We start from the raw sequence: 23,634 nt of genomic DNA on the forward strand, positions 1-23,634 counted from the left end.
AAGAAGGTGCGCTGGTGGCAGTTGAGCGTACGGGTTCCGAGCGAGTCGGCGGAGGCGCTTGCGGCGCTCTTGCAGGAATGGCCGGAAGTCGGCGGAGTGGCAATGGAAGGGGATGTGGCGACCGCGCCGAGGCATCCCGAGTGGGGAGAATGGTTTGACGACTCGCTGTTGACCAAGGCCCGGTTTATCCACATCCAGGTCTATGTACCCGAGTTGACGAGCGAGCAGGAAATCCGCCGCCGGGCCGACGAGGCGCTGACGAGGGTCGAGCAAAGCGGCCTGGATACCGCAGGAGCCCGCGCCAGCGTCGGCCTGCGGCTGGTCGACGAGAGTGAATGGGACAACGTCTGGAAGCAGGATTTCAACCCGCTTTCCGTCGGCCGGCGGCTGCGCATTGTGCCGCGCTGGCAGGCGGACGCGGACACGCAGGAGCATCTGGGGCGCATCGCGCTGCGCCTGGAACCGGGCATGGCCTTCGGCACCGGCATGCATGAAACGACCCAACTTTGCCTGGAGGCGTTGGAGGACTTCGTGCGTGCAGACAGTCGGGTGCTGGACATCGGCTGCGGCACCGCCATCCTGGCCATAGCCGCCGCGAAGCTGGGAGCGCGGGAGGCCACCGCCATCGATATCGATCCGGTCGCTGTCGATGTTGCCCGGGAAAACGTGCGCTACAACCGAGTGGACAACCGGGTGCAGGTGCGCCAGGGCGACCTGCTTACGGCCGTCAGCGAATCGGGCTTTGACTTGGCGGTGGCCAACATCCTGCGCGACATTGTCGTGCGACTCGCCCCGCAGGCGGCTGCCAAGCTTAGGCCCGGCGGTGTTTTTGTCAGTTCTGGCTTTGTCCGTGAACAGGCGCCGCCGATTGAGGACGCTTTGGCCAATGTGGGGATGCGCGTCGTCGAGCGGCGCAGCCGCGGCGACTGGTTGGCCTTGGTGGCGGTGAACGAGCGGTGATGCCGCGCGTCTTCATCCCCCATCCACCAGAGTTGGGGCGGACGATCTGGGTGGAAGGGGACGACGGACATCACTTTGCCCGCGTCTTGCGCGCCCGCATCGGCGAACAGGTGGCCGTGGCGGGCGGCGGGGTGGCGTGTCTAGCGCGGATTGTCGAGGTGGACAAGCAAGCGCCCGCGTTTGCTCTGCTGCCAGAGCGCGTGTTGCCCAGTCATGAGCCGGGGGTGCCGGTGTACCTGATTCAGGGGCTCGCCAAAGGTGATAAAATAGATTCCATCATACAGCAGGCCACGGAAATCGGCGTGGCTGGCTTTTTATTGCTACAGGCCGAGCACTCGGTGGCCCGCGTGGAGCCGGGCCGCGCCGAGGCGAAGCTGACCCGTTGGCGGCGGGTGGCGCGCGGGGCGGCAGCTCAGTCGCAAAGGGACGTCATTCCGGGTGTCGATTTGGCGTTCACAGTAGTGGACGCAGCGCGCTGGCTGCAGTCGCGGGCCGTTTGGTCGCCGTTCCTGCTCGATGAGGCGGAGACGAGCCATGGGCTGCGCGCGGCGGTGGCGGCGGCTCGTGGACGCGGGGACAAGGCGGCGATGGCGGTTGTTGTGGGCCCGGAGGGCGGCTGGAGCGACGCGGAGCGGCGGGAATGGGCAATCGCCTGCGAGGCGGTCCCGGTGACCCTGGGGCCGCGCATCCTGCGCACCGAGACGGCTGGCCCAGCGGCCGTGGCGGCGATTCTGTACGAATTGGATGAGTTGGGGGGATAATCCGCGCCATGCCGACGGTGGCGTTTCACACACTGGGGTGCAAGGTCAACTTTTACGATACCGAGGGCATTTGGCAGCGCTTCAAGGCGGCCGGGTACCAGCAAGTGCCGTTTGAGGAAGCGGCCGATGTGTATGTCATCAACACCTGCACGGTCACCAACACGGGCGACCGCAAGTCGCGGCAGATGATTCGCCGCGCCGTGCGCACCAATGCGGAAGCGACGGTGGTGGTCACCGGGTGTTATGCGCAGGTGGCGGCCGACGAGGTGGCGGCGATAGAGGGCGTGGACCTGGTGGTGGGCAACGACAGGAAATCGCAAATCGTCGAACTGGTGGATGACATCCGGCGCGAGCAGAACCCGTTTCCAGCCGTCCGCAAATCGGTTGGCAACATCCTCAAGACACGGACCTTCGACGAGCTGGATGTGCCCTACTTTGAGGAGCGCACGCGCGCCAACCTGAAGATTCAGGACGGGTGCAACAACTTTTGCACTTTCTGTCTCATCCCGTGGGCGCGGGGCTTGATTCGCAGCCGCCAGCCGGAGAAGGTGTTGGCCCAGGCGCGCAAGCTGGCCAAGGCGGGGTATCGCGAGATCATCCTGACCGGGATACACACCGGCGGCTATGGGGCGGACTTGAACGGGTATCGGCTGGCCCATCTGCTGGAGGACCTGGAGGCCATTGATGAACTGTACCGGGTGCGCATCAGCTCGATTGAAGCCAGTGAGATTGATGACCACCTGATTGAGGTCCTGGACAGGTCACGCAAGGTCTGCCGGCACCTGCACATCCCGTTGCAGGCCGGGCACAACCAGGTGCTCAAACGTATGAACCGCCATTACACGGTGGAGGAATACGCCGACAAGCTGCGCCGTTTGCGCCAAGCGCTGCCGGGGGTGGCCATCACCAGCGATGTGATTGTCGGCTTTCCGGGGGAGACAGACGAATTCTTCGCCGAGGGCGAAGCGTTCATTCGCGAACAGCAGTTTGCCCAATTGCACGTCTTTCCGTATTCGCCCCGTCGGGGCACACCGGCTGCCAAGTTCCCGGATCAAGTGGCGGACGAGGTGAAGGAAGAGCGTTCCCAGCGGCTGTTGCAGCTGTCGCGTGAACTGACCCTGCGCTACGCGCAAAGCCAGCGCTCCCGTCTGCTGGAGGTGATTCCGGAGGAACCCTGTGGCGACGGTGGCAAGCTTGGCGCCGGCCCCAACGGCGAAGCCGGGTTCTGGCTGGTGGGGCGGACGGATAACTACTTGAAGGTCGCCTTCCCGGTGCCGGCGGGCATGAAGGCTGAGGACTTGACCGGAGAGGTGTGCCGTGTTCGCCTGGTGCGCTGCTCCGACGATGTGCAGTGCGCCGAGTTGGTCGAACAGGTGACGAGCAGCGAGGACGGCTGGCCGCCGCCGAAAACCGGTTGGACGGCGGCGATGGAAGCCTGAGTGCCGGGAGGTATGAGAATGACAACGAGCATGGCCATTGAACGGGCGGCAGGCGGTCTGGTGGTCCGGCAGGGAGCGCGCGGCCGTGAGGTGTTGATGATTGACGACGCCTACGGGCACATCTCGTTTCCCAAAGGCCATGTGGAGCCGGGGGAGACCTGGGAGGAGGCGGCGGTTCGCGAAATTTTTGAAGAGACCGGCATCAAAGCCCGGATTCTCGCACCCTTGGGGCGGGTTGAGTACCGAATCTCCCGTGACGGCCGCCCGGTGCGGAAACAGGTGCGCTTGTTTTTGCTGCAGCCGGATGACACGTCCCAGCATCCGCGTCCCCAGGAAGAAGAGGTGCGGGGCGCCCGCTACGTGGCATGGGAGGCGGCGGCTCGCGAACACGCCGAGCGCGGGTACGCGAATTGGAACTGGGTGTTGGACAAGGCGGCGGTGATCTGGGCGTGGCTGACAGAGGGCCACGAACAGACCTGGCGGGAGCTGTCGGCTACCGTCGACGAGCAGCAGTTGACCCACCTGTGGACGAAGGTCAGGGATTGGGTGGACCAGCTATTGGCGGTCAGTCGCAGAGAACTCGAGGCTACCGTGGAGTGGGCGGGTGAGTTGCCGGCTCCCGTTTCCCTGCAGCTGCCCCTGCCCGGATTGGGCGCCGAGGCGGGCGAACGCGTCCGCGCCGCGCTTGAGCACACTTTGTTGCGCCCGGAGGCGGGGGTGCTGGATATCGAGCGGGTGGTCGATGAAGCCCGCCGGATGGCGTGCCGCGCTGTGTGCATTCACCCGCAGCACGTGGCGCTCGCGGCCGAGCGCCTCGCCGGCACCGGCACGAAAGTGTGCACGGTGGTCGGTTTCCCGCTGGGCGCGGAGGACGCGGGAGCGCTGGCGGATGAGGCGCGCCGGGTCGCCGCGGCCGGCGCGGGCGAGATCGACATGGTGATTCCGATTGGGTCCATGTGCGAAGACGACGTGTGGACGGTTTACGAGCATGTGCGGGCGGTTGTCGAGGCCGCGCGCGAGCACGCGGGGGTGCGGGTCAAGACCATCCTCGAGACCCATTACCTGACGATTGACCAAATGGTGAAGGCTGGGTACGCCGCACTGGCGGCCGGATCGGACTTTCTCAAGACCTCCACGGGGTTTGCGCCCCAGGGCGCGCAGCTGGCCGACGTGGCGCTGCTGGCCCGGATGACCGGCCTGGAGGCGGCGGGCGGCCGCGGCGTCAAGGCGGCTGGTGGCATCCGCACGCCCCAGCAGGCCCGGGCGTTTCTGCGCATGGGCGCGAGCCGTTTGGGGGCCAGTTCAGGTTTGGCCCTGCTCGGGGAGTAGCCGCTCCACCAGCCGCGCGAACGATCCGATGGCCGGCCACACGGCCGACGTACAGATGATGTTGAAGATGGTGTGGGCGTCGGCGATTTGCTGCTTGGGGTGTGGGCTCAGCCACGTCATCCACTCGCTGTACGGGGCGATAAACGGGAGAAACACGAGCACGCCGGCGGCGTTGAGCAGGACGTGCGCCAAAGCGACCTGCCCGGCGGCCCGTGGTTGGCCAATGGCGGCGATGACTGAGGTGAAGCAGGTGCCGACATTGGCGCCGAGCACCATGGCGATGCCGCCGACGAGCGGGATGGCGCCGTTTTCCACCAGGGCCATGGTGACCACGGTGGTGGCGGTGCTGGACTGCACAACAGCGCTGGCCAGGCACCCCACCACCATCGCCCAGATGGGGCTACGGCCGGCGGCGGCTAGGTTGTCGGCAAACCACTGGGTCGTGGTGAGCGGGTGCAGGGCCCGCGTCAAGGACTGCAGGGCGATGAAGATGCAGGCAAAACCCAACAAGGTCATGCCGGGTGGATACAGCCGCGGGCGCCGGAGCGCGATGAGCACCAGACCCACAAACAAGCAGGGGACGGCCATCCGCCACAGGTCCAGCGTCAGGATGAGCGGCGTGATGGTGGACCCGACATTGGCGCCGAGTACGATGCCGAGGGCGTCGCGAAAGCTGAGGCTGGCGGCGGCCACCAAGCCGACGGTGACAGCGGTGACGGCCGCGCTGCTCTGGACCAGGGCGGTGACCACGGCCCCAGTGAGAATGCCGCGCGTTGGTGTGCGCGCGAGTTTGTGCAAGAGATCGGGGAGACGGCTTTCGGCCATCGCCTCCAGGCCACTGCGCATCAGGCGCAGGCCTCCGAGAAAGACGATCAGCGACGCGACGGCCGCCAAGGCCGCAATCCACATGGACAACACCCCCTGTCTACTTGTATGGGGACAGGCGGATTTTCATGACGCGCCCTGCGAATGGGCGGTTTGACACTGGTTTTTTCGCTGTACTATAATTAGCGCTGATTCTCGATTTGAAAGTGTCGGAGGGAGGGATAGAGATGTCGGAAATCAAACTCCGCAAAAACGAGTCCATCGACAGTGCACTCCGGCGCTTCAAAAAGGCGACAGCCAGGGACGGTGTGCTCGCCGAGATCCGCAAGCGGAAACACTATGAAAAGCCCAGCGTGGCGCGCAAGAAGAAGTCGGAAGCCGCCCGCAAGAAGCGGCGTTCCTACTGAATCCTGAGGTGACAGGCACGGCCATGGACGGGGAGGCTCTGCGATGAGCTTGGCGGAACGGTTGTCAGACGACCTCAAACAAGCGATGAAGAATCGCGACAAACTGCGGACATCGGTGATTCGCATGGTCCGGTCGGCTCTCAAGAACCGCGAGATTGAGAGCGGCAAGGCGCTGACGGACGAGGATGTCGTGGCAGTGCTGCAAAAAGAGCTCAAGCAGCGCAAGGATGCGTTGGCATCGTTCGTCTCGGCGGGGCGGTCAGATCTGGCGGAACAAGCCGAGGCGGAAATCGCGATTTTGTCCGAGTATTTGCCTCAGCCGCTCGACGAAGCGCAATTGCGGGAGCTCGCAGCCAACGTGATTGCGGAGGTCGGGGCTGCCAGCCGGGCGGACATGGGCAAGGTGATGAGCCAGCTGATGCCGCGGATTCGTGGCCGTGCGGACGGCAAAGCCGCGCAACGGATTGTGCAAGAGTTGCTTGGGTGACCGCAGCCGCTGGGTCCGCTTGCTCGGATTGCGGGGATGAACAAATTCCCTCCCTTTCATCATAAGTAATTGCGCGATAGGAAAATTCGTTTCACTAGCTGAAGGCTCGCCGTGGTGGCGGGTCTTTTTTGTGTCAAGCGGGCCGAGGCGGCTCGACTGGCATAGCTTGACCCAGCCGTTCATACGGATTAGAGAGTGTGGAACGTTTGGACCCGTTGCGGCGGCCGCGTTCAGTCCCATCCACGGACGAGGGGGATGCTCATGCGGAAGTTGCGAAAGGCGTGGAAGCGTAGGGCCTCAGAATGGTTGTCTCTGCCCCCCGCCACGATGGCTGGCGTTCCGCGGGTCCTGATTGTGGCGGATGAACAGGTGGTCATGGAGAACATCGTGGGCCTGGAGCGGGTGGACGAGTCGGAGATCGTCGTGGACATCGGGGAGGCTCACGTGCGGCTGGCCGGCGAGGGCTTTGAGGTGACGCTCGCCGTGTCCGGGGAGATCCACGTGCGGGGACGCGTCCACCATATTGAGTTTATCCGCCGCCGGGGGAATGAGCGATGAACCTGACATACGTGGAGCAGTGGTGGTTTGGGTCCCTGCACATGGAGTTGCGGGGCGCGGCGGTGCCGGACGCGATTGTCGAACTGCAGCGTCGGGGCGTGCCCATGCGGCACGTGCGTCTCGGCCAGGAGCGGGCGACGTTGTTGGCCGGGGTGCGCGATTTTCCTGCAGTCTACAGGGTATGCCGCGCCAGGCGAGTAAAAATCCGCTTTCTCGAACGTTCCGGATTGCCGTTCACGGTGCGCCGGGTGCGCCGCCGCAAGGCGTTTGTCGCCGGGATGGGGCTGTTCTTGCTGTTGGTCTACACGCAGAGCCAGTTGATCTGGCAGGTGAACATAGGCGGGGTGTCGGAAGAAACACAGGCATCCCTGCGCCAAGCCGCCGCCGAAGCGGGTCTGTACGTCGGGGCGTGGAAAGGCCAGGTCCGCGACCTGGATCGGCTGCAGGCGGCTATTCAGAAGCGCACGCCCAATCTGACCTGGGTAGGGGTCAACATCCAGGGCACCGTGGCGCGCGTCGAGGCTGTCGAAAAGGTGCCTGATGTCCAGGAAAAATCCCAGCGCCCTCACAACATCGTCGCCGCGAAACCGGCGACCATCCGCCGTGTATTTGCAACCCGGGGCAAGTCCGTGGTGCGCCCTGGCCAGGTCGTGCAGCCGGGGCAACTGCTCATCTCCGGACTGCTCGGGGACGGTAAGGCGGTGCCGGCTGAAGGCGAGGTCTGGGGCGAGGTGTGGTACACTTCCCAGGTGTCGCTGCCGCTCCAGGTGAGACAGAGCGGGTTGACGGGCCAGGAGGTCGAGCGGCAGTACCTGCTCCTGGGTCCGTGGGCCCTGCGTGTCTGGGGGTGGCAGGAGCCGAGGTACAAGGCCTCCATCGAACGCTACCACGATACGGATTGGCGGCTTGGGAAGTGGCGGCTGCCGCTGCAACTGCGCACGGCGACCGTGTACGAAGCGCAGCCGTACGCCGTGCGCCATTCAGTGGCGGCGGCGGAGAAGCGGGCGTTGACGCTGGCCGCCGCGGACGTGAAGCGACAGATGGGCGGCGACGGCGTCGTCCTCGAGCAAAAGGTTTTACAGCGCGAAGTGTCGCGTGGTAAGCTATACGAAAAAGTTTTTACTCGGGTGGAGGAGGACATCGCTGTGGCCGCACCGGCTCCCCCCGCTCCCGAGGAGAAGAAGGCGGCGCCGCACGCGGGTTCCGCGTGAGTGGCGGGTGTGACACGCCGCTGGCTCATCATAAAGGAGCTGGTAGTTGGTTGACCGGGGAACAGACCTGTCGGAAATGGGTTTTTGCCAACAACGTAGAAGCGATGCACACCTTGGGTCCGGGCGACTTGCTGCTCAGCTTGCTTGACGAGGCGTATGCGGCGAAGGTCGTCATCCGTGGCACCGAGGTTTCTTTTATGGGCCGAGAGGCCGAAGTCGAGCAAATGATTGAGCTCGTGCGGACCATTTCCCATTTGACGCAATTGGGCGCGCAACTGTCCGAGAGCGATTATCGCTACGCCATTGAGCTGGCGCAAAACGGGGAACTCAAGGAATTGGTGAACTTGTTCACCTCGGAGGTGGCGACGACCTACCGCGGCAAGGTGGTGCGCGCCCGCACTTTGGGTCAGCGCCGCTACGTGGAAGCGATTCAAAGCCATGACATCGTGTTCGGCATCGGTCCCGCGGGGACAGGCAAGACTTACCTGGCGGTGGCCATGGGTGTGATGGCGCTCAAACGCGGCGACGTCAAGCGTATCGTGCTTACCCGTCCGGCGGTGGAAGCGGGCGAACGGCTCGGGTTTTTGCCTGGAGACCTACAGGAGAAGGTGGATCCTTATCTGCGCCCCCTGTACGACGGGCTGTACGACGTATATGGCGCCGAGCAGGTGGCTCGCGCCATGGAGCGCGGCACCATCGAGGTGGCTCCACTGGCCTATATGCGCGGGCGCACTTTGGACGATTCGTTCGTCATTCTGGATGAAGCGCAAAACACCACCTCCGAGCAGATGAAGATGTTCTTGACTCGCTTAGGTTTCGGCTCGAAGATGGTGATCACGGGGGACGTGACCCAGGTGGACCTGCCGCCCGGCCGGCTTTCCGGCCTGATAGAGGCATCTCATATTCTCAAGTCCATTCCGGAGATTGCGTTCCATTATTTCTCGACACATGATGTGGTCCGGCACCATGTGGTGCAAAAGATTATCGACGCTTACGACCGGATGGCGCCGCTGGAAGCCAAACAGGTCTAGGCGCACAGAGGGCTGTTGGCATAGCCTTTTTAGGGTACGAGAAGGGTTGAGGGGTTGCGCGGATGATGTTTCGGAGATGGTGGCAGGCCGTTCGCCGGTACCTGGAAGACGATGCGTTTCGCGCCAGCCGGCGTGTCCGCATCGCCATTTACTTGCTACTGGGCGTGGCCATGTATCTCATATTGCTCGAGAGCATTCTACCGGTGCGGTATCAGTTCTCCGTGGGTGATATCAGCCCCGTGACGATTCGCGCGCCCATTACCGCGGTCGATACACAGGCCACCGAAGCCGCACGCAAGGCAGCGATGGCGAAGGTCCCCAAACAGTACGAGATGTCCTCGCAGGTGGAGACCCAGGCCCTGCAAAGCATGGACAAGTTGTGGACCACCGCCGCCCAGACAGTGGCGAACAAGTCGCTGTCAAGGGAGGAGAAGCTGCAGGCGTTGCAGCATGTGGCACCGGCTGGGGTTTCGGCAGACACCATCAAGTCGCTGATGAGCATGACACCGCGGCAAATACGCGACATCCAGACGGTTTCGGACAGCATCGTCAGGGACCTGTTGGGCGCTCCTTTCAATCAGCAGTCGGCGCAGCAGGGCCGGTTGCTGGTGGACAGCAAGCTGCTCAACTATGATTTGGACCGCAATGCGCGCGCCGTCGTACAGGACGTGGTGGTCAGCGTTCTGCGGCCCAACATGGTCTATCAGCGGGCGAAAACCGAGGAAGCGCGCCAAGCGGCCGCCAACTCGGTCTCGGATATCCTCATCCACCAGGGGGACGTCATCGTTTCCAAAAACGGCGTGGTCACCGCCAGTGTTCTCAGCAAGCTGCGCGACGTGGGTCTGTACAGCACGCGTCCCAACTACGGCATGGCGTTTGGATTTGCCTTGATGGTGGCCGTGTCCGTGGGCCTGCTGGCTGTCTACGTGGAGCGCCGCTCCTCCCGCCGGCGTCTGGATAACCTGATGCTGTTGGTGACCAGCTTGGTGCTGGTGCTGATGGCTATCCTGATTGCGGTGACGAAAGCCATCATTAACGCCGGCGGGCCGGCTTCCACAGCTTATTTGACGCCGGTGTCGCTGGGCGCCATGCTGTTGGCTGTGCTCGTGGACTCCTCGCTGGCCGTTGTGGGCAGCTTCTATGTCTCGCTGTTTTTCGGCGCGGCGCTCGGCTTTGACTATTGGTACACCTTTATCGGCATCGTCTGTTCCCTGGTCGGCGCCTACGGCGTGGCCAAGGTGACGTCGCGCGGAACGTTCATGCGGGCCGGTTTTCTCGTCGCGGGCATCGGCGTGCTCGCGGTCAGCGCGCGGCACTTGTTGCAGACGGATCATTCGTTGAGTTGGCAGACGTTCCTGCTGCACGTCGGGTTGATCGCCTTAAACGGGGTGGTCAGCGCCGTGTTGACCATGGGCGTGTTGCCGTTTTTCGAGAGCGCTTTTGGGTTGTTGACCGCCATTCACCTGTTGGAGTTGTCCAATCCCAACAACCCGCTGTTGAAGAAGGTGCTGATGGAAGCGCCCGGGACGTATCATCACAGCCTGATTGTCGGCAACCTGGCAGAAGCGGCGGCGGAAATCGTTGGGGCCGATCCGCTCATTTGCCGTGTGGGGGCTTATTATCACGATGTCGGCAAGACCCGTCGGCCCTTGTTTTTCGTTGAAAACCAAATGACCGGAGAGAATCCGCACGACAAAATCGCGCCCAGCCTCAGTCACCTCATCATCACCTCCCACGTCAGCGACGGTCTGGCGATGTTGGAAGAGGCCGGGCTGCCCAAGCCGATTCGTGACATCTGCGCCACCCATCACGGGACGACCATTCTCTGGTACTTCTACAACAAGGCGCGGGAACAGGATAAGAACGGAACGGTGCGGGTGGACGACTTTCGTTACCCAGGGCCGAAACCGAAAACCCGCGAGTGCGCAATTGTGATGATCTGCGACGCTGTCGAGGCCGCCGTGCGCAGCATGGCCAAACCCACTCCCAATCGGGTGGAGGGCGTGATTCGCAAGATCATTCGCGACCGCCTGCAAGACGGGCAATTGGACGAATGCGATTTGACCCTGCAAGATCTGGATGCTATGGTGGGTGCGTTTATGAAGACGTTGAAGGGCATTTATCACTCCCGGATTGAGTACCCAGACCCGGACAAAATCCGCAAGGAGGTCGCGAGGGGATGAGCCAGCAAGGACTCGTTGTCGATCTGGATGTGCGGGTGGACATGGCCGGCATCGAAGGTATCGACGAGGGCTTTGTCAATCGGGTGCTGCAGGCGGCTTCCCAGCGCGTGGGCGTGTCCGGCGAGGTCTCTGTATCCCTGGTGGGCGAGGATGAGATTCATCAGTTGAATCGGGATTACCGGGGAGTGGACAGGCCGACCGATGTTCTGTCGTTCGCCCTTGGGGAGGGAGAGGACATGCCTGTCCCGCCCGGGGAGCCAGTGCCGCTTGGGGACATTGTGGTGAGTGTACCGGCGGCCGTACGCCAGGCGGCCGAGTATGGGCACAGCCTGCACCGGGAGGTGGCGTTTCTGCTGGTGCACGGATTTTTGCATCTGACCGGCTATGACCACCAGGACGAACCCAGTGAGCGCGAGATGTTCGGCCTGCAGGAAGCGGTGCTGGCAGGGCTGGGGCTGACCCGGGATGAAACGCACTGACCCTACAGAGACTGGCAAGAGAGGCGCCCAGCACCGAAACACGTCTTTGGCCCGTTCGTTCGCGTGCGCGGTTGCCGGCATCCAGGCGGGGATTCGCAGCGAGCGCAACATGCGGCTGCACGTCTTGGCGGCGACCCTGGTGTTGGTTGGGGAGTTGATTGTGCGCCCGTCGCTGGCTCAGGCCGCTCTGCTTCTGCTGTGCATCTTTCTGGTCATGGCGGCGGAACTTCTTAACACAGCCGTGGAATGCGTGTGCGACCTGGTCTCCGGGGGCAGGTTCCATGCTCTGGCCCGGATGGCCAAAGACTGCTCGGCGGGAGCGGTGCTTCTGTTGGCGGCCGCCGCGGTGGGGGTGGCGGTGTGCGTCGGTGTCAGTCTGTATCCATGGCATTGGCGCCTGTTCAGCCATCACGGCTGGGCGGCGGCCGTTCTCAACGCCGGGGTGCTGGCGGCCCTGTGGACGACCGCCGTGGTGGCGCTCGCTGGAAGGAGGAGTGACGATGGGGGATAACCAGCGGCCGTTTCGATCCGGATTCGCCGCGTTGATAGGGCGGCCCAATGTCGGGAAGTCCACCCTGATGAATGCCATGGTGGGACAAAAGGTGGCCATCATGTCCAACCGGCCGCAGACCACGCGCAATCGCATCCGCGGCATTTTGACCACCGACGACGCGCAGGTGATTTTCATCGACACCCCCGGCATCCATCAACCCCGTCACCGCCTCGGCGAGTTCATGGTGGAGGCGGCGGTGGGCACCCTGCGCGAGGTGGACCTGATTCTGCTGGTCTGCGATGCCACGGCGCCGGGCCATCCCGGGGACGGGCATGTCATGGAGCGGCTGCAGGGGATTCAAACGCCGGTTTTTTTGGTCATCAACAAAGTGGATGCTGTGCCCAAACCCAACGTTTTGGAGATGATGGCCGCATATAAGGACCGGCTTGCGTTTGCGGAGATTGTCCCGGTTTCGGCTCGCGACGGGACGCAGGTCGAAACATTGAGGGGCTTGGTGACAGCTCGGTTGCCGGAGGGGCCGAAGTATTACCCAGACGACATGGTCACGGATAATCCGGAGCGGTTCATCATGGCGGAACTGATTCGGGAGAAAGTGTTGCGTCTGACGCGCGAAGAGGTGCCTCACTCGGTGATGGTGGACATTGAACACCTTGAACGCCGCGAGGGCAGCGGGGTGTTGTACGTCTATGCCGTGATCTACTGCGAGCGAGACAGCCAGAAAGGGATTCTCATCGGCCGGCGCGGGCAGATGCTGCGCGAGGTTGGCGCGTTGGCCCGGAAAGAGATGGAATCGTTGTTTGGCACGCGCGTGTTCCTGGAAATGCGGGTGAAGGTGCGCAAGGATTGGCGAAACGAGCCGAGCCTGCTACGCCGATGGGGCTTCGAGGAACGGTAGCCGTGGATGGGCAGCAGCCAGAAGGCGCATGACGAATCCCGCAACCCCTTGTTCTGCCTGTATTCATGCCAAATTCATCCCGTATACCGGCGGGTGCCGGCGGAAAGCTACAATTGGCAAGCACAGTGCCACGCAGCACGTCACAAGGGGATGATTGCGTGCGGGACTTTTCTTGGCGCTACTTCACGATGACCGGGGATATCGAAGCTTACCTGCTGTTCAAAGAAGAGCAGGCGTTGCAAGCGGAAGACGACGGTGTGGACAGACGCGCGAAAGCGGATGTGGCCGACGTCTACGCGACCCAGTCGTAGCCGGGCGGGAGAATCGAGGTCCTCCGGGTGGTTTTCAACACCGATGCCATTGTGATTCGCACAACCGAATACGGGGAGAATCACGTGATTGTTACGCTCCTGACGCCCTCGGGCAAGTTGGCTGTGATGGCCCGGGGCGGCAAGCGGCCCCAAAGTCGCTTTGTCGGTGCCATCCAATTGGGGGTGGAAGGGGTCTATTCGATTCGCCGAGGCAGGGGAATGGGGACCCTGTTGCAAGCCGAGGTGACGCATTCCCGCCGCAAGCTGAGGGAGCACTTGGAACTGGCAGCATATGCCACCTATTTTGCGGAGCAGTGCGCACGCATCGCGGAAGACGCACCGGACGGCAGCGAGGCCTTGTATCGACTCCTGCAGGGGGCGCTGGAGCGGCTGGTCCACAACCCGGAAGAGGCCTCGCTGACCTCCTTGGCATGGGAGGCCAAGGTGGTGCGCTGGCTGGGCGCCGGACCGCCGTGGACCGCGTGCGTGTTGTGCGGACAGGGGCTCACCGGCGGGGCCCCAGCAGATCCTCAGATTGCGTACAGCGGGGTCCACGGTGGGCTGCTCTGCGCCGCCTGCGCCCGAGCGCATGCGGACCATCTTCAGCTGTTGTTTCTTGCCTCTTCGCTGGCGCGCGTTTTGGAGCAGCTGGCCACGGTGCCGTGGCCGCGCATGGGTCGCATCCGGCTTTCAACGGCTTCCCAGAAGTCCTTGCGCACTCTGTTGCGCCACCAGCTCAGCGAGTATGCCGGGTTGTCTGTCAAATCTGCCCGCTTTCTCGACAGTCTCGATTTATAAACCATGTCCCCAGGTGCGCGGGAATGGTATGATATTGAGTACCATCCTGATGTTCCCGGCGGCCTGCGGTGGACACAGTGGGGATGGGCACGCGGTTGCGGGGTGAGGACCATCGAGCTGACCAAGCGGCAACAGACAATTCTCGATATTGTCAAGCGGCATGGCCCGATAACCGGCGAGCGAATTGCCGAAATGCTGTCGCTCACCAGGGCCACGCTGCGTCCGGACCTGTCGATTTTAACCATGGCCGGGTATCTGGATGCGCGTCCGCGGGTGGGTTACTTCTTCAGCGGGAAGAACAACGCCGACTTGTTCGGCGACACCCTGAGGAAATTAAAGGTCAAGGACTACAAATCCGTGCCGACAGTGATTGACGAGACGGAGTCCGTCTATAACGCCATCGTCACCATGTTCATGGAAGATGTGGGCACCCTCATCGTGGTGCGGGATCGACAGCCCGTCGGCGTCATCTCGCGCAAAGACCTGTTGAAGGTGGCTGTCGGCGGCGGCAACATCCACGACATCCCGGTCAATCTTGCGATGACCCGCTGGGCGCACGTCGTCACGGCTCACCCGGAAGAATCCCTCTATGAAGCAGCGCTGCGTATGATTCAAAACGAGGTCGATTCGCTGCCGGTGGTTCGGCCGCTTCCGCCCGCAGAGGGACAGACAGACACTGGCGCCGAGGTGGAGTTGGTCGGGCGTGTCTCCAAAACGACCGTCACGCGCGCGTTTGTCGAGCTGGGCGCGCACACCGATGTTTGATGTGGGAATGGAGGGCAACGCTTTGAGTCCGATGCCGCTGCCAATCATCTACATAGTTTCGGATTCCGTGGGCGAAACCGCCGAATTTGTGGCCCGGGCGGCAGCCAGCCAGTTTGACGGCGGCAGCTTCGAGTTGCGCCGGGTCTCGCACGTTGACAGTGTGGATGTGATTGACGAAACGGTAAAAAGCGCGCAGGAGGAACAGGCCATCATCGCGTTCACCTTGGTCCTCCCGGAGCTGCGCGAGCGCCTGCTGCATCGGGCCGCCGAGCTGGGCGTACACGCCGTGGATATTATGGGGCCGATGATAGAGGTATTTGAACAGGTGATGGGCACGCCGCCGCGGCGCAAGCCAGGGTTGGTCCATCAACTTGATGAAGAGTACTTCCGCCGGGTGGAGGCCGTGGAGTTTGCGGTCAAGTACGATGATGGCCGGGACCCCCGCGGCTTGGAGAGGGCGGACATTGTCCTGATTGGCGTCTCGCGCACATCGAAGACGCCGCTCAGCATGTACCTGGCCCACCGCCGGATGCGGGTGGCCAACGTCCCCTTGGTTCCAGAGGTCGATCCGCCCGAAGAGCTGCTGCAAATCCGCGACAAGGGCAAAGTGGTCGGCTTGACCATTCGCGCCGATAAGTTGAATGTAATACGGCGTGAGCGGCTGCGATCCCTGGGCCTGACGCCGACGGCCAATTATGCGAGCCACGAACGGATTGCCATGGAGCTGGAATACGCGGAGGAGATCATGCGCCGCCTCGGCTGCTACGTTATCGATGTAAGCGACAAGGCGGTGGAGGAGACGGCGAGCCTGATTCTTGAATACATCCACAGGCGGGAGCAATACTCGCGCACATAAGCCGAGGCCGCCGGCCATATGCTGAAATGGACGGGATGCGCCACCGCGCCTGCGGCAGAAGGATAAATTGTCCAGGGTCCGTCGATAATAGACAATGTTTGTGAAAAAACTCCGAAACGCCGCTTTTCGCCGTTCCATCGAGCGCCAAGCACGCCGAGGATAGGGACTCGACAAGATGCGCCCCGTTTCGTAAACGAATTTTTATTGCAGGGAGGAAAAAACGCGGTTCCTGTAGAATACTTGTTTTGTAAGCCTGACACGAAACGGATGACGCTTCATGGTTTCCGCGTGCCTGGGGATGTTGAGCGGCGGGAAGGTGATGTGATGTCGCGTATTCCAGACTCGTTCGTTGAGGAAGTCAGACGGCGAGTGGATATTGTGGATGTCATTTCCGAACACGTTCAACTGCGGCGCTCGGGTCGGTCCTTCGTCGGGCTGTGTCCTTTCCATAACGAGCGGACGCCGTCGTTTTCCGTATCCCCAGATCGACAGCTGTATCACTGCTTTGGCTGCGGCGCCGGCGGAACCGTCATCCGCTTTGTGATGGATTTGGAAGGGCTGGATTTTCAGGAAGCCGTCGTCGCATTGGCGCGCCGTGCGAATCTTCCGTTGCCCTTCGAACCCGATTCGTCCACAACGGTTTCATCCCAGCGGCGAAACCGACGGGAGGCGATGCTACAAGCCCACGAGTTGGCGGCGAAGCTTTACAACTACATTTTAATGAATACGCCGGCCGGTGTGCAAGCCCTCGCCTATCTGGAAGGCCGGAAAATTTCGCGCAAGGCGGCGATGGAATTCCGGCTCGGCTTTGCTCCAGCGGATGGCAGCACATTGCACGCTTTTTTACGCCGGCGAGGGTTCGCAGACGATGTGCTGATCGACGCGGGCCTGGTGGTTCCTCTGGGGGGGCGCGTCGTGGACCGGTTTCGCGGGCGCCTGATGATTCCGATTGAGGACACCCAGGGGCGCGTGGTTGCCTTCGGCGGGCGAATCCTGGCCCCGGACGGCAAGCCCAAGTATCTCAATTCGCCGGACACGGAGGTCTTTCACAAAGGGCGTCTGCTGTTCCACCTGTATGGCGCACGCAAGGCCATCCGCGAGGCCAATCAGGCAGTGTTGATGGAGGGCAATCTGGACGTGGTGTCGGCCTGGCAGGCGGGGGTCGAAAATGCAGTAGCCAGCTTGGGCACCTCGTTCACCCCGGAACAGGCGGCGCGCCTGAAACGCATGACCAACCGCCTTGTCATCGCCTATGACGGCGACGCTGCCGGGCAGGCGGCGGCGGCGCGGGCGCTGGACATCGCGCAGGAGGCCGGGTTGGACGTGCGGATCGCCGTGTTTCCAAACGGGGCCGATCCGGACGAGTACATCCGCGAGGAGGGAGCGTCGGCGTTCCGGCAGTTGCTGGAGCACGATGCCCTGTCGGCGACTGAGTTCCTCATTTCTCGTCTGCGCTCGGAAGCGGATTTGAGCCAGTTGGCAGGACGCACCGAATTCCTGAAAAAGGTTCTGCGGGTGCTGTGGGAGCGGGCGTCGCCGATTGAACGGGACAGTCAGTTGCACATCCTGGCTCAGGAGTTCCGCGTGTCGCGCGAAGCGCTCGCGGAGGAATTGGCGGCCATTGGCAGGCAGGTTCGCCGGACTCAGCGCTCTGCGCGGCGAGAGCTAAGACACGTGGAGACGCCGCCCAAGCCCTTGCAGCCCGGATACGTGCTGGCGGGCCGCCGGCTTTTGCAGGCGGCGTTGACGGACGAGCGGGCGCGCCAACAGTTGGCGGAGGAAGGGATTGACGAATTGGCCACACCCGAGCAAACGGCCTTATTGGCATTCATTTATGCTTTTTTTGCCACACACAGCTCGGCCGATGTGCGTTCATTCCTGGATAACTTACCGGACTCGGAGCTGGTTCGGTTCGCCAGTTCGCTGTTGGTGGAAGAGATTCCCGAATACGATCCGTCCGAAATTGCCGGTTATGTGCATACGGTGCGGCTCAAATCGCTGGAGACTGCTTGGCGGCAGGCCCTGACGGACAGTGGTCGCGCTCAGGCGCGCGGGGATGTGGATGCGGCTCAGACGTTGCGACATCGGGCGGAGACGCTGCAAAAGGAGATTCAACGATTGAAACGGCCCCTTCTCGGTTGATGCGAGTGAGGGGGAAGGAGGCGGGGAGTCGATGAAGAAAGAGACACAGAGAGAAGCTGGCGACGACAGCCGCGAAGACACCCTTCAGGATGCCAAGAATCAGTTGATGGAGCTGGGAAAGGCCAAAGGATTCCTGACCTATGGCGAAATCACCAAGCGCCTGGCTGGACTTGAGCAGCAAGACCCGGATCAACTGGACGATTTGTTTGACCAGCTGTCCGAACTCGGAATTGAAGTCCGGGGCGACCACGACGAAGACGAAGAGGAAGAAGAGAGCGACGGCTTCGATTTGGGCGCCCACGAAGGCTCCGATGCCGACGCGGACGCGGAGGACGGAGAGCACATCGACCTGGGCGACTTGACCATGCCGCCCGGCGTCAAAATCAGCGATCCGGTGCGCATGTACCTGAAAGAGATTGGCCGTGTCCCCCTCCTGTCGGCGCAAGAGGAAATCGAATTGGCGAAACGCATTGAGGAGGGCGACGAAGAGGCGAAGCAGCGCCTGACCGAAGCCAACCTGCGGTTGGTGGTCAGCATCGCCAAACGCTATGTGGGTCGCGGCATGCTGTTCCTCGACCTAATCCAGGAGGGAAATCTGGGTCTCATCAAGGCGGTCGAGAAGTTCGATTACCGCAAGGGATACAAGTTCAGCACGTACGCCACCTGGTGGATTCGACAGGCCATCACGCGGGCGATTGCTGATCAGGCGCGTACCATTCGCATTCCGGTGCACATGGTGGAAACCATCAACAAGCTGATCCGCGTGTCGCGCCAACTGCTCCAAGAACTCGGGCGGGAGCCGACGGCTGAGGAAATCGCCGCGGAAATGGACATGAGCCCGGAGAAGGTGCGGGAAATCCAAAAGATTGCCCAGGAGCCGGTCTCCTTGGAAACGCCTATCGGCGAAGAGGACGACTCCCATCTGGGCGACTTCATTCCCGACGACGAAGCGTTGGCTCCAGCGGACGCTGCGGCCTATGAACTGCTGAAGGAACAGTTGGAGGACGTCCTGGATACCCTGACGGAACGGGAAGAAAACGTATTGCGCCTGCGGTTTGGACTGGACGATGGGCGGACGCGCACCCTCGAAGAGGTGGGAAAGGTGTTCGGCGTCACGCGCGAGCGGATTCGCCAGATTGAGGCGAAGGCCCTGCGCAAGCTGCGGCACCCAAGCCGCAGCAAACGTTTGAAGGATTTTTTGGAGTAACAGAGACATAAAGAAAGGCTCTTACGAGGTTGCGCTCCGAAGGCTTGGGGCGCCCTTTATTTTTTCGTACAGGTTGTAGTCTAATCGCAAGCACGGCGCCGTACATTGTCTTGACTGGCTGTCCGGGAGCAGAGACGGCCGAACGGGTATGGGGGGAGCAGTTGCCGTGCGCTGGGCTCTCGTCATTGGAGCGCTTTGCCTCGTGGCGGCCGGTGCGTTGGTGGCCGCAGGCCTCGTGGCCGCGGGAGACATCATTCGCCAGCGGGGGCGCGGGTTTCGTCCTCAGCCCGCCGCTGTCGCCATCGTGTTGGGCGCCTACACGCACGGCTATCGCCCGAGTCCCACTCTTCGGGCCCGCCTGCGGGCGGGATTGCACCTGTACAGGTCTGGTTATGTGCGGCGAATCATAGTCAGCGGCGGGCGTGGAGAGGATGAATCGGTGTCCGAGGCCAGTTCCATGAAATGGTTCTTAGTGTTGAACGGTGTGCCGCCCGAGGTGATCATTGAAGAGCGACTGTCCACCGATACGTGGGAAAATCTGCGCAACAGCCGCCGGGTCATGGAGCGGCTCGGACTGCCGACAGCCGTGATTGTGACCAGCGATTATCACCTGCCGCGTGCGCTCGCCGTGGCCCGCCGTTTGGATATGGACGTATCCGGCTATGCCGCCTGGTCGCCGCGGCGCGAACTGCGCTATGCGGTGCGGGAGGTGTTTGCCTGGATTAAGTATTGGCGGGATGGCCAAGTGTCCCTGCTGCGGGTATTCTAGAGATAGTGGTGACAAGAGGGGAGGCCAGCGAGTGCCGATTCGGTTGTCCACACGCTTGCAGCAGGTGGCGGATTGGGTCCCCACCCAGGCACGCCTGGCGGACGTCGGGACCGATCACGCCCTGCTGCCCATCTACCTGGCACAGACAGAGCGCATATCGATGGCGGTAGCCACGGATGTGCGACCGGGACCCGTCGCACGCGCCCGCCGCAACGTCGCGCTGCACGGGCTGTCCGGGCGCATCCAGGTGCGCCTGGGCTACGGCCTTGCGACCGTGGCCGCGGGCGAGATCGACACCGTCACATTGACCGGGCTTGGCGGCATCTTGGCCGCAGAGATCCTGGAAAACGCGGCTGAGGTTGTCGCCAAGGTCCATACCCTCATCGTTCAGCCGATGGGTGGGGCGGCCGCTGTGCGTCGGTACGCTTACCGGAATCAGTGGCGGATTGGGCGGGAAACGGTGGTCCGCGACGGCGCGTATACATACATGGTGATACAGTTTCAGCCGGGCAACGGGATGGACGCCGCCTACGCACCCTTTGCCAAGACCGAGGTGGCGCTCTCAACCGCTTTCGAGTTTGGACCGTACTTATTGCGCCGGCCAACCCCAGCCTGGGAGGACTACGTGCAGGACAAGGTGAACCGCTGGCGGCGCGCCGCGTCGGGCATGGAGACGAGCGCGCGCACGGAGGTGGGCCTGCGCCGCATGCGTCTCTTGGAACAGTGGCGATGGCTGGAGGATTGGCTGCAGGAGATAGAGAAAGGAGCGGGTGTGGAATGAGTGTCGGTTGCACAGCTGCCGACGTGGTGCGCGTGATGGAGTCTTGGGCCCCGCCCCGCCTCGCCATGCAGGGCGATCCGGTCGGGCTCCAGTTGGGTCGTCTGGACAAGCCGGTTCGTACAGTCTGGTTGGCCCTGGACGCATCGCTGCCCGTGATTCGGGAAGCGGCTGCCCAGGGGGCGGATATGCTCATCACCCATCATGAACTGTTTTACCGGCCCTTGCCCAAGTTAGACACCGCCACCGTCAAAGGGAGGGCGATAGCCGAGGCGCTCGCGCATGATATGACCATCTATGCGGCGCACACCAATTTGGACATCGCTGAGGGCGGTGTCAACGACGTGTTGGCAGACAAGCTCGGACTGACCGAGGTGGAAGTGCTGGACCGGCTGCAGGACGATAAACTGAGGAAGCTGGTGGTCTTCGTTCCCGCCAGCCACCATGAACAGGTCCTGCAAGCCGTGTGCGCGGCGGGGGCCGGGCACATCGGCAAGTACAGCCACTGCACCTTCAACACCCCGGGAGAAGGGACGTTCTTACCCTTGCCAGGCACCCATCCTTATCTCGGCCAGGTGGGGAAACTGGAGCGCGCGGCCGAGGTGAGGTTGGAAACGGTGGTCCCCGAGTCGCGGGTGGAATCGGTGGTGCGGGCGATGCTGGAAGCCCACCCCTACGAAGAGGTGGCGTACGATTTGTACCCGCTCGAGATCATGAACAAGGCCTACGGTATCGGCCGCGTCGGCAACCTGGAGCAACCCGTGCCCCTGCGCACCTTCGCTGATCACGTCCGGGAGGAGCTGGGCCTTGACCACATCCGGTTCGGAGGGGATGGGGACAAGCTGGTGCAGCGGATCGCGGTGTTGGGCGGATCTGGCGGAAAATGGGCCGCTGCGGCTTTGGCCAAAGGGGCGGACGTCCTGGTCACCTCCGACTGTGATCACCACACGGTGGCCGACGCTTGGTTGGACGGCTTGGCCATCATCGACGCCACGCACGTAGCCTTGGAACGCCCGGTTCTGGAGGCGGTGAAGAGCCAACTCCTGACTCACCTGCCCGAGCTGTCGGTCACGATTTCAGCGGTGCGAGAAGACCCGTTCACCTGGATTTAGATTTGGGATTTCCGGGCTGGTCCGCGTCCTGGTTTTTTCACGGCTCGATGGAATCCTGCGGGCCGGGGCATGCTACAAACACGAGTCGCTCGTACAACCTATCGGGACCAGGTGATGATATGGATACGGTGACGATTCCCGTACGCGGCATGCGCATGCAGGCAGTCACCCGTGCGTTGAGGCAAATCCGCGGCGTGCACGGCGTCGACATCGATTTGTCGGAAAACCTCGCCGTGGTCACTTACGACGAGGGATTGACCGATGCCGCCACGCTGCGGCAGGCTGTCCGGGAAACTATCGGGTGAGGCATAGAGGCGGATCAGGAAAAAATGACCGCTTGAGGCCGCGGGATGGCTGAGTTATACTAAAACATGCTGTGTTAAGACCGGAGGGAGTAAGCTGGGCAACCGCCGGTGCAGTGTCGAAAGACCGCACGGGAGGAAAGTCCGAGCTCCACAGGGCAGGGTGCCGGATAACGTCCGGCGGGAGCAATCCTAGGGATAGTGCCACAGAAATGGAGACCGCCGATGGCCGTGCCGCGTGCGCGTGCACAGGCAAGGATGCAACGGTGCGGTAAGAGCGCACCAGCAGCCTGGAGACAGGCTGGCTAGGTAAACCCCACCCGGAGCAAGACCGGATAGGAGCGCATATGCGGTGGCCCGCCGCGCGCTCGGGTAGGTCGCTGGAGCCATCTGGCAACAGATGGCCTAGATAGATGGTTGCCGCTCCAGTGCGAGGCGCGTGGCTCGCGTGGATGGGTTCATTGAACCTCCGCGCGAGCGTGGCGCCGCTTGCAGCACCGGAGAACAGAACTCGGCTTACAGGCTTGCTTTCTCTGGCCCATAACCCACAAGGGAGATCCCCTTGTGGGTTTTAACTTATGGGCGACTTTTTGCCGAAAGTCTTATCCGACCAGGCATTGTCGGCGCTCTTTCGAGTCCATCTTCCTCGGGGTTATTGTGCTGGAAAGCGCCTGGAAAGCGCAAGGTCCTCTTCGGTATGGTCATGTAAGCCTTCATCTCAGATTACAAGAACCCCTGATACCTGTGCCGTACGTTTTTCTTCATGGCACCATGGATTTCGGTGCAGCTTTGGACAGTAGCAACCGTTTGCCTTTGGGCATAGTGTGCCAAGAAAGGGAGGGAGTCGTGTTGCGTGATTTCATTTTGCAGTCTCCAGATTTAGTACTAAAAGCCGATTCCAACGTGGTGCTCAGCTATAAACGGGATTCACGTAATTACATCACTCAATTGTTTGCAGCGCAATTACCGGCTATAAAAACAGGTCTCTTCAATGTCCATATGAGCAAGGGCATCATCATCCAACCCCACTGGCACACGAACGTGACGGAAACGCTGATTGTAATCAATGGTAAGGTAAAAACGTCTGTTTTTAACCCTTTTACTCAAGAACTTATGACTTATAGACTCGGTCCTGGTCAGGTATCCGTCTTTCCAAGAGGTTGGTTCCACTGGATTGTAGCGAGGAGCGATGACGTTCATTTGCTAGCCATTTTCGACCGTCCGACACCAGATATTGTGTACGGTTCCGACTTCTTACGCGCGATACCTGGCAAAATCATAAATCGAGCTTACGGCGTAGATGCACAGGCGTATTCCACAACAGTGGCACCCATTCAGGAATCCGTCGTCCTGGGGCCTCCGGTGACTGACCCATATTTCGACTAGCGAACGTATGTGCGACAAGTTCTTCATCACAAGAGAAAAGCCGGCTGCACACAGCAACCGGCTCCAACAACCACGTTTCGGAGCGTCTCCGAATAAGGACAGGTATATGCTCCTAGTGCAGCACAGACC

Annotated in this window: 25 protein-coding genes and 1 other RNA gene; 25 read left to right on the forward strand and 1 reads right to left on the reverse strand. The window is 62.0% G+C overall.

From position 1 onward, the window contains the following. The first annotated feature begins 6 nt into the window (after positions 1 to 6). From prmA to deoC, 4 genes are read left to right on the forward strand one after another with little or no spacing between them, the layout of a single operon-like run. Complete coding sequence (gene prmA, locus AK2_RS02485; protein WP_067931039.1) at positions 7 to 960, forward strand: 50S ribosomal protein L11 methyltransferase; 954 nt, start codon at positions 7 to 9, stop codon at positions 958 to 960. Next, a complete protein-coding gene (locus AK2_RS02490; protein ID WP_245632736.1) occupies positions 960 to 1,721 on the forward strand; it encodes an RsmE family RNA methyltransferase in 762 nt (253 codons plus the stop codon). Before prmA ends, AK2_RS02490 begins: the two co-directional genes overlap by 1 nt. 8 nt (positions 1,722 to 1,729) lie before the next feature. Next, positions 1,730 to 3,160 (forward strand): tRNA (N(6)-L-threonylcarbamoyladenosine(37)-C(2))-methylthiotransferase MtaB, encoded by a 1,431-nt coding sequence (gene mtaB, locus AK2_RS02495; RefSeq protein WP_067931044.1) that lies wholly within the window; start codon positions 1,730 to 1,732, stop codon positions 3,158 to 3,160. Between the two features lie 18 nt (positions 3,161 to 3,178). Next, on the forward strand, positions 3,179 to 4,489 hold the full coding sequence (deoC, locus tag AK2_RS17590) for a deoxyribose-phosphate aldolase (protein WP_281180607.1): 1,311 nt from the start codon (positions 3,179 to 3,181) through the stop codon (positions 4,487 to 4,489). Here deoC and AK2_RS02505 read toward each other — a convergent pair. Next, positions 4,463 to 5,398, reverse strand: a complete 936-nt coding sequence (locus AK2_RS02505; protein WP_067931047.1) for a Na/Pi cotransporter family protein — start codon at positions 5,396 to 5,398, stop codon at positions 4,463 to 4,465. The two genes, deoC and AK2_RS02505, sit on opposite strands and share 27 nt — an antisense overlap. A 143-nt stretch (positions 5,399 to 5,541) precedes the next feature. On the opposite strand from AK2_RS02505, the gene rpsU reads away from it, so the two are divergent. The 21 genes from rpsU (at position 5,542) to AK2_RS02605 (ending at position 23,505) form a co-directional block, all read left to right on the forward strand. Beyond that, complete coding sequence (gene rpsU, locus AK2_RS02510) at positions 5,542 to 5,721, forward strand: 30S ribosomal protein S21 (protein ID WP_026960926.1); 180 nt, start codon at positions 5,542 to 5,544, stop codon at positions 5,719 to 5,721. A gap of 43 nt (positions 5,722 to 5,764) precedes the next feature. Beyond that, complete coding sequence (locus AK2_RS02515; protein ID WP_067931050.1) at positions 5,765 to 6,208, forward strand: GatB/YqeY domain-containing protein; 444 nt, start codon at positions 5,765 to 5,767, stop codon at positions 6,206 to 6,208. Between the two features lie 261 nt (positions 6,209 to 6,469). Next, positions 6,470 to 6,766: a YabP/YqfC family sporulation protein gene (locus AK2_RS02520; RefSeq protein WP_067931053.1), complete on the forward strand. Its 297-nt coding sequence runs from the start codon at positions 6,470 to 6,472 to the stop codon at positions 6,764 to 6,766. After that, entirely contained in the window at positions 6,763 to 7,977 is a 1,215-nt protein-coding gene (gene yqfD, locus AK2_RS02525) for a sporulation protein YqfD (protein ID WP_067931056.1), read from the forward strand. The genes AK2_RS02520 and yqfD overlap by 4 nt, the downstream gene beginning before the upstream one ends. A 104-nt stretch (positions 7,978 to 8,081) precedes the next feature. Continuing rightward, positions 8,082 to 9,008: a PhoH family protein gene (locus AK2_RS02530; protein ID WP_067931194.1), complete on the forward strand. Its 927-nt coding sequence runs from the start codon at positions 8,082 to 8,084 to the stop codon at positions 9,006 to 9,008. 62 nt (positions 9,009 to 9,070) lie between these two features. Next, positions 9,071 to 11,191, forward strand: a complete 2,121-nt coding sequence (locus tag AK2_RS02535) for an HD family phosphohydrolase (RefSeq protein WP_067931059.1) — start codon at positions 9,071 to 9,073, stop codon at positions 11,189 to 11,191. Continuing rightward, positions 11,188 to 11,670, forward strand: coding sequence for an rRNA maturation RNase YbeY (ybeY, locus tag AK2_RS02540; protein WP_083520774.1), 483 nt, complete (start codon positions 11,188 to 11,190; stop codon positions 11,668 to 11,670). Before AK2_RS02535 ends, ybeY begins: the two co-directional genes overlap by 4 nt. Continuing rightward, complete coding sequence (locus AK2_RS02545; RefSeq protein WP_083520775.1) at positions 11,657 to 12,181, forward strand: diacylglycerol kinase family protein; 525 nt, start codon at positions 11,657 to 11,659, stop codon at positions 12,179 to 12,181. The genes ybeY and AK2_RS02545 overlap by 14 nt, the downstream gene beginning before the upstream one ends. Next, entirely contained in the window at positions 12,171 to 13,079 is a 909-nt protein-coding gene (era, locus tag AK2_RS02550) for a GTPase Era (protein ID WP_067931065.1), read from the forward strand. The genes AK2_RS02545 and era overlap by 11 nt, the downstream gene beginning before the upstream one ends. A gap of 158 nt (positions 13,080 to 13,237) precedes the next feature. After that, positions 13,238 to 13,390, forward strand: coding sequence for a YqzL family protein (locus AK2_RS16780; RefSeq protein ID WP_157076191.1), 153 nt, complete (start codon positions 13,238 to 13,240; stop codon positions 13,388 to 13,390). Positions 13,391 to 13,417: 27 nt separating this feature from the next. Continuing rightward, positions 13,418 to 14,188: a DNA repair protein RecO gene (recO, locus tag AK2_RS02555; RefSeq protein WP_067931068.1), complete on the forward strand. Its 771-nt coding sequence runs from the start codon at positions 13,418 to 13,420 to the stop codon at positions 14,186 to 14,188. 102 nt (positions 14,189 to 14,290) lie between these two features. Beyond that, positions 14,291 to 14,953: a transcriptional regulator CcpN gene (gene ccpN, locus AK2_RS02560; RefSeq protein ID WP_174521132.1), complete on the forward strand. Its 663-nt coding sequence runs from the start codon at positions 14,291 to 14,293 to the stop codon at positions 14,951 to 14,953. Positions 14,954 to 14,984: 31 nt separating this feature from the next. After that, positions 14,985 to 15,809: a pyruvate, water dikinase regulatory protein gene (locus tag AK2_RS02565; RefSeq protein ID WP_174521133.1), complete on the forward strand. Its 825-nt coding sequence runs from the start codon at positions 14,985 to 14,987 to the stop codon at positions 15,807 to 15,809. 324 nt (positions 15,810 to 16,133) lie between these two features. After that, a complete protein-coding gene (gene dnaG / locus AK2_RS02570; protein WP_083520779.1) occupies positions 16,134 to 17,951 on the forward strand; it encodes a DNA primase in 1,818 nt (605 codons plus the stop codon). A 31-nt stretch (positions 17,952 to 17,982) separates the two neighbouring features. Further along, positions 17,983 to 19,158, forward strand: a complete 1,176-nt coding sequence (gene rpoD / locus AK2_RS02575; protein ID WP_067931074.1) for an RNA polymerase sigma factor RpoD — start codon at positions 17,983 to 17,985, stop codon at positions 19,156 to 19,158. 166 nt (positions 19,159 to 19,324) lie between these two features. After that, complete coding sequence (locus AK2_RS02580) at positions 19,325 to 19,927, forward strand: YdcF family protein (protein WP_245632731.1); 603 nt, start codon at positions 19,325 to 19,327, stop codon at positions 19,925 to 19,927. A gap of 31 nt (positions 19,928 to 19,958) precedes the next feature. Then, the gene (locus tag AK2_RS02585; protein WP_067931080.1) at positions 19,959 to 20,708 is read left to right on the forward strand and encodes a tRNA (adenine(22)-N(1))-methyltransferase; all 750 of its coding nucleotides are present in this window, start codon (positions 19,959 to 19,961) and stop codon (positions 20,706 to 20,708) included. Beyond that, positions 20,705 to 21,817 carry a Nif3-like dinuclear metal center hexameric protein gene (locus AK2_RS02590; protein WP_067931083.1) on the forward strand — a complete coding sequence of 371 codons (1,113 nt, stop codon included), beginning with the start codon at positions 20,705 to 20,707 and terminating at the stop codon, positions 21,815 to 21,817. Before AK2_RS02585 ends, AK2_RS02590 begins: the two co-directional genes overlap by 4 nt. Positions 21,818 to 21,936: 119 nt before the next feature. After that, entirely contained in the window at positions 21,937 to 22,122 is a 186-nt protein-coding gene (locus AK2_RS17055) for a heavy-metal-associated domain-containing protein (protein ID WP_067931087.1), read from the forward strand. Between the two features lie 86 nt (positions 22,123 to 22,208). Beyond that, positions 22,209 to 22,654, forward strand: an RNA gene (rnpB, locus tag AK2_RS02600) — RNase P RNA component class A. 311 nt (positions 22,655 to 22,965) lie between these two features. Next, positions 22,966 to 23,505, forward strand: a complete 540-nt coding sequence (locus AK2_RS02605; RefSeq protein WP_369406110.1) for a cupin domain-containing protein — start codon at positions 22,966 to 22,968, stop codon at positions 23,503 to 23,505. The last annotated feature ends 129 nt before the right edge of the window (positions 23,506 to 23,634 follow it).

Source organism: Alicyclobacillus kakegawensis NBRC 103104 (assembly GCF_001552655.1).
Classification (GTDB): domain Bacteria; phylum Bacillota; class Bacilli; order Alicyclobacillales; family Alicyclobacillaceae; genus Alicyclobacillus_G; species Alicyclobacillus_G kakegawensis.

Coding starts and splice junctions, on each gene's coding strand:
- AK2_RS17055 (WP_067931087.1), top strand. CDS start 21,937: ATGGATACGGTGACGATTCCCGTACGCGGCATGCGCATGCAGGCAGTC.
- era (WP_067931065.1), top strand. CDS start 12,171: ATGGGGGATAACCAGCGGCCGTTTCGATCCGGATTCGCCGCGTTGATA.
- AK2_RS02490 (WP_245632736.1), top strand. CDS start 960: ATGCCGCGCGTCTTCATCCCCCATCCACCAGAGTTGGGGCGGACGATC.
- deoC (WP_281180607.1), top strand. CDS start 3,179: ATGACAACGAGCATGGCCATTGAACGGGCGGCAGGCGGTCTGGTGGTC.
- AK2_RS02565 (WP_174521133.1), top strand. CDS start 14,985: ATGCCGCTGCCAATCATCTACATAGTTTCGGATTCCGTGGGCGAAACC.
- AK2_RS02545 (WP_083520775.1), top strand. CDS start 11,657: ATGAAACGCACTGACCCTACAGAGACTGGCAAGAGAGGCGCCCAGCAC.
- dnaG (WP_083520779.1), top strand. CDS start 16,134: ATGTCGCGTATTCCAGACTCGTTCGTTGAGGAAGTCAGACGGCGAGTG.
- rpoD (WP_067931074.1), top strand. CDS start 17,983: ATGAAGAAAGAGACACAGAGAGAAGCTGGCGACGACAGCCGCGAAGAC.
- AK2_RS02520 (WP_067931053.1), top strand. CDS start 6,470: ATGCGGAAGTTGCGAAAGGCGTGGAAGCGTAGGGCCTCAGAATGGTTG.
- AK2_RS02535 (WP_067931059.1), top strand. CDS start 9,071: ATGATGTTTCGGAGATGGTGGCAGGCCGTTCGCCGGTACCTGGAAGAC.
- yqfD (WP_067931056.1), top strand. CDS start 6,763: ATGAACCTGACATACGTGGAGCAGTGGTGGTTTGGGTCCCTGCACATG.
- mtaB (WP_067931044.1), top strand. CDS start 1,730: ATGCCGACGGTGGCGTTTCACACACTGGGGTGCAAGGTCAACTTTTAC.
- ybeY (WP_083520774.1), top strand. CDS start 11,188: ATGAGCCAGCAAGGACTCGTTGTCGATCTGGATGTGCGGGTGGACATG.
- AK2_RS02590 (WP_067931083.1), top strand. CDS start 20,705: ATGAGTGTCGGTTGCACAGCTGCCGACGTGGTGCGCGTGATGGAGTCT.
- AK2_RS02515 (WP_067931050.1), top strand. CDS start 5,765: ATGAGCTTGGCGGAACGGTTGTCAGACGACCTCAAACAAGCGATGAAG.
- AK2_RS02530 (WP_067931194.1), top strand. CDS start 8,082: ATGCACACCTTGGGTCCGGGCGACTTGCTGCTCAGCTTGCTTGACGAG.
- AK2_RS02505 (WP_067931047.1), bottom strand. CDS start 5,398: ATGTGGATTGCGGCCTTGGCGGCCGTCGCGTCGCTGATCGTCTTTCTC.
- rpsU (WP_026960926.1), top strand. CDS start 5,542: ATGTCGGAAATCAAACTCCGCAAAAACGAGTCCATCGACAGTGCACTC.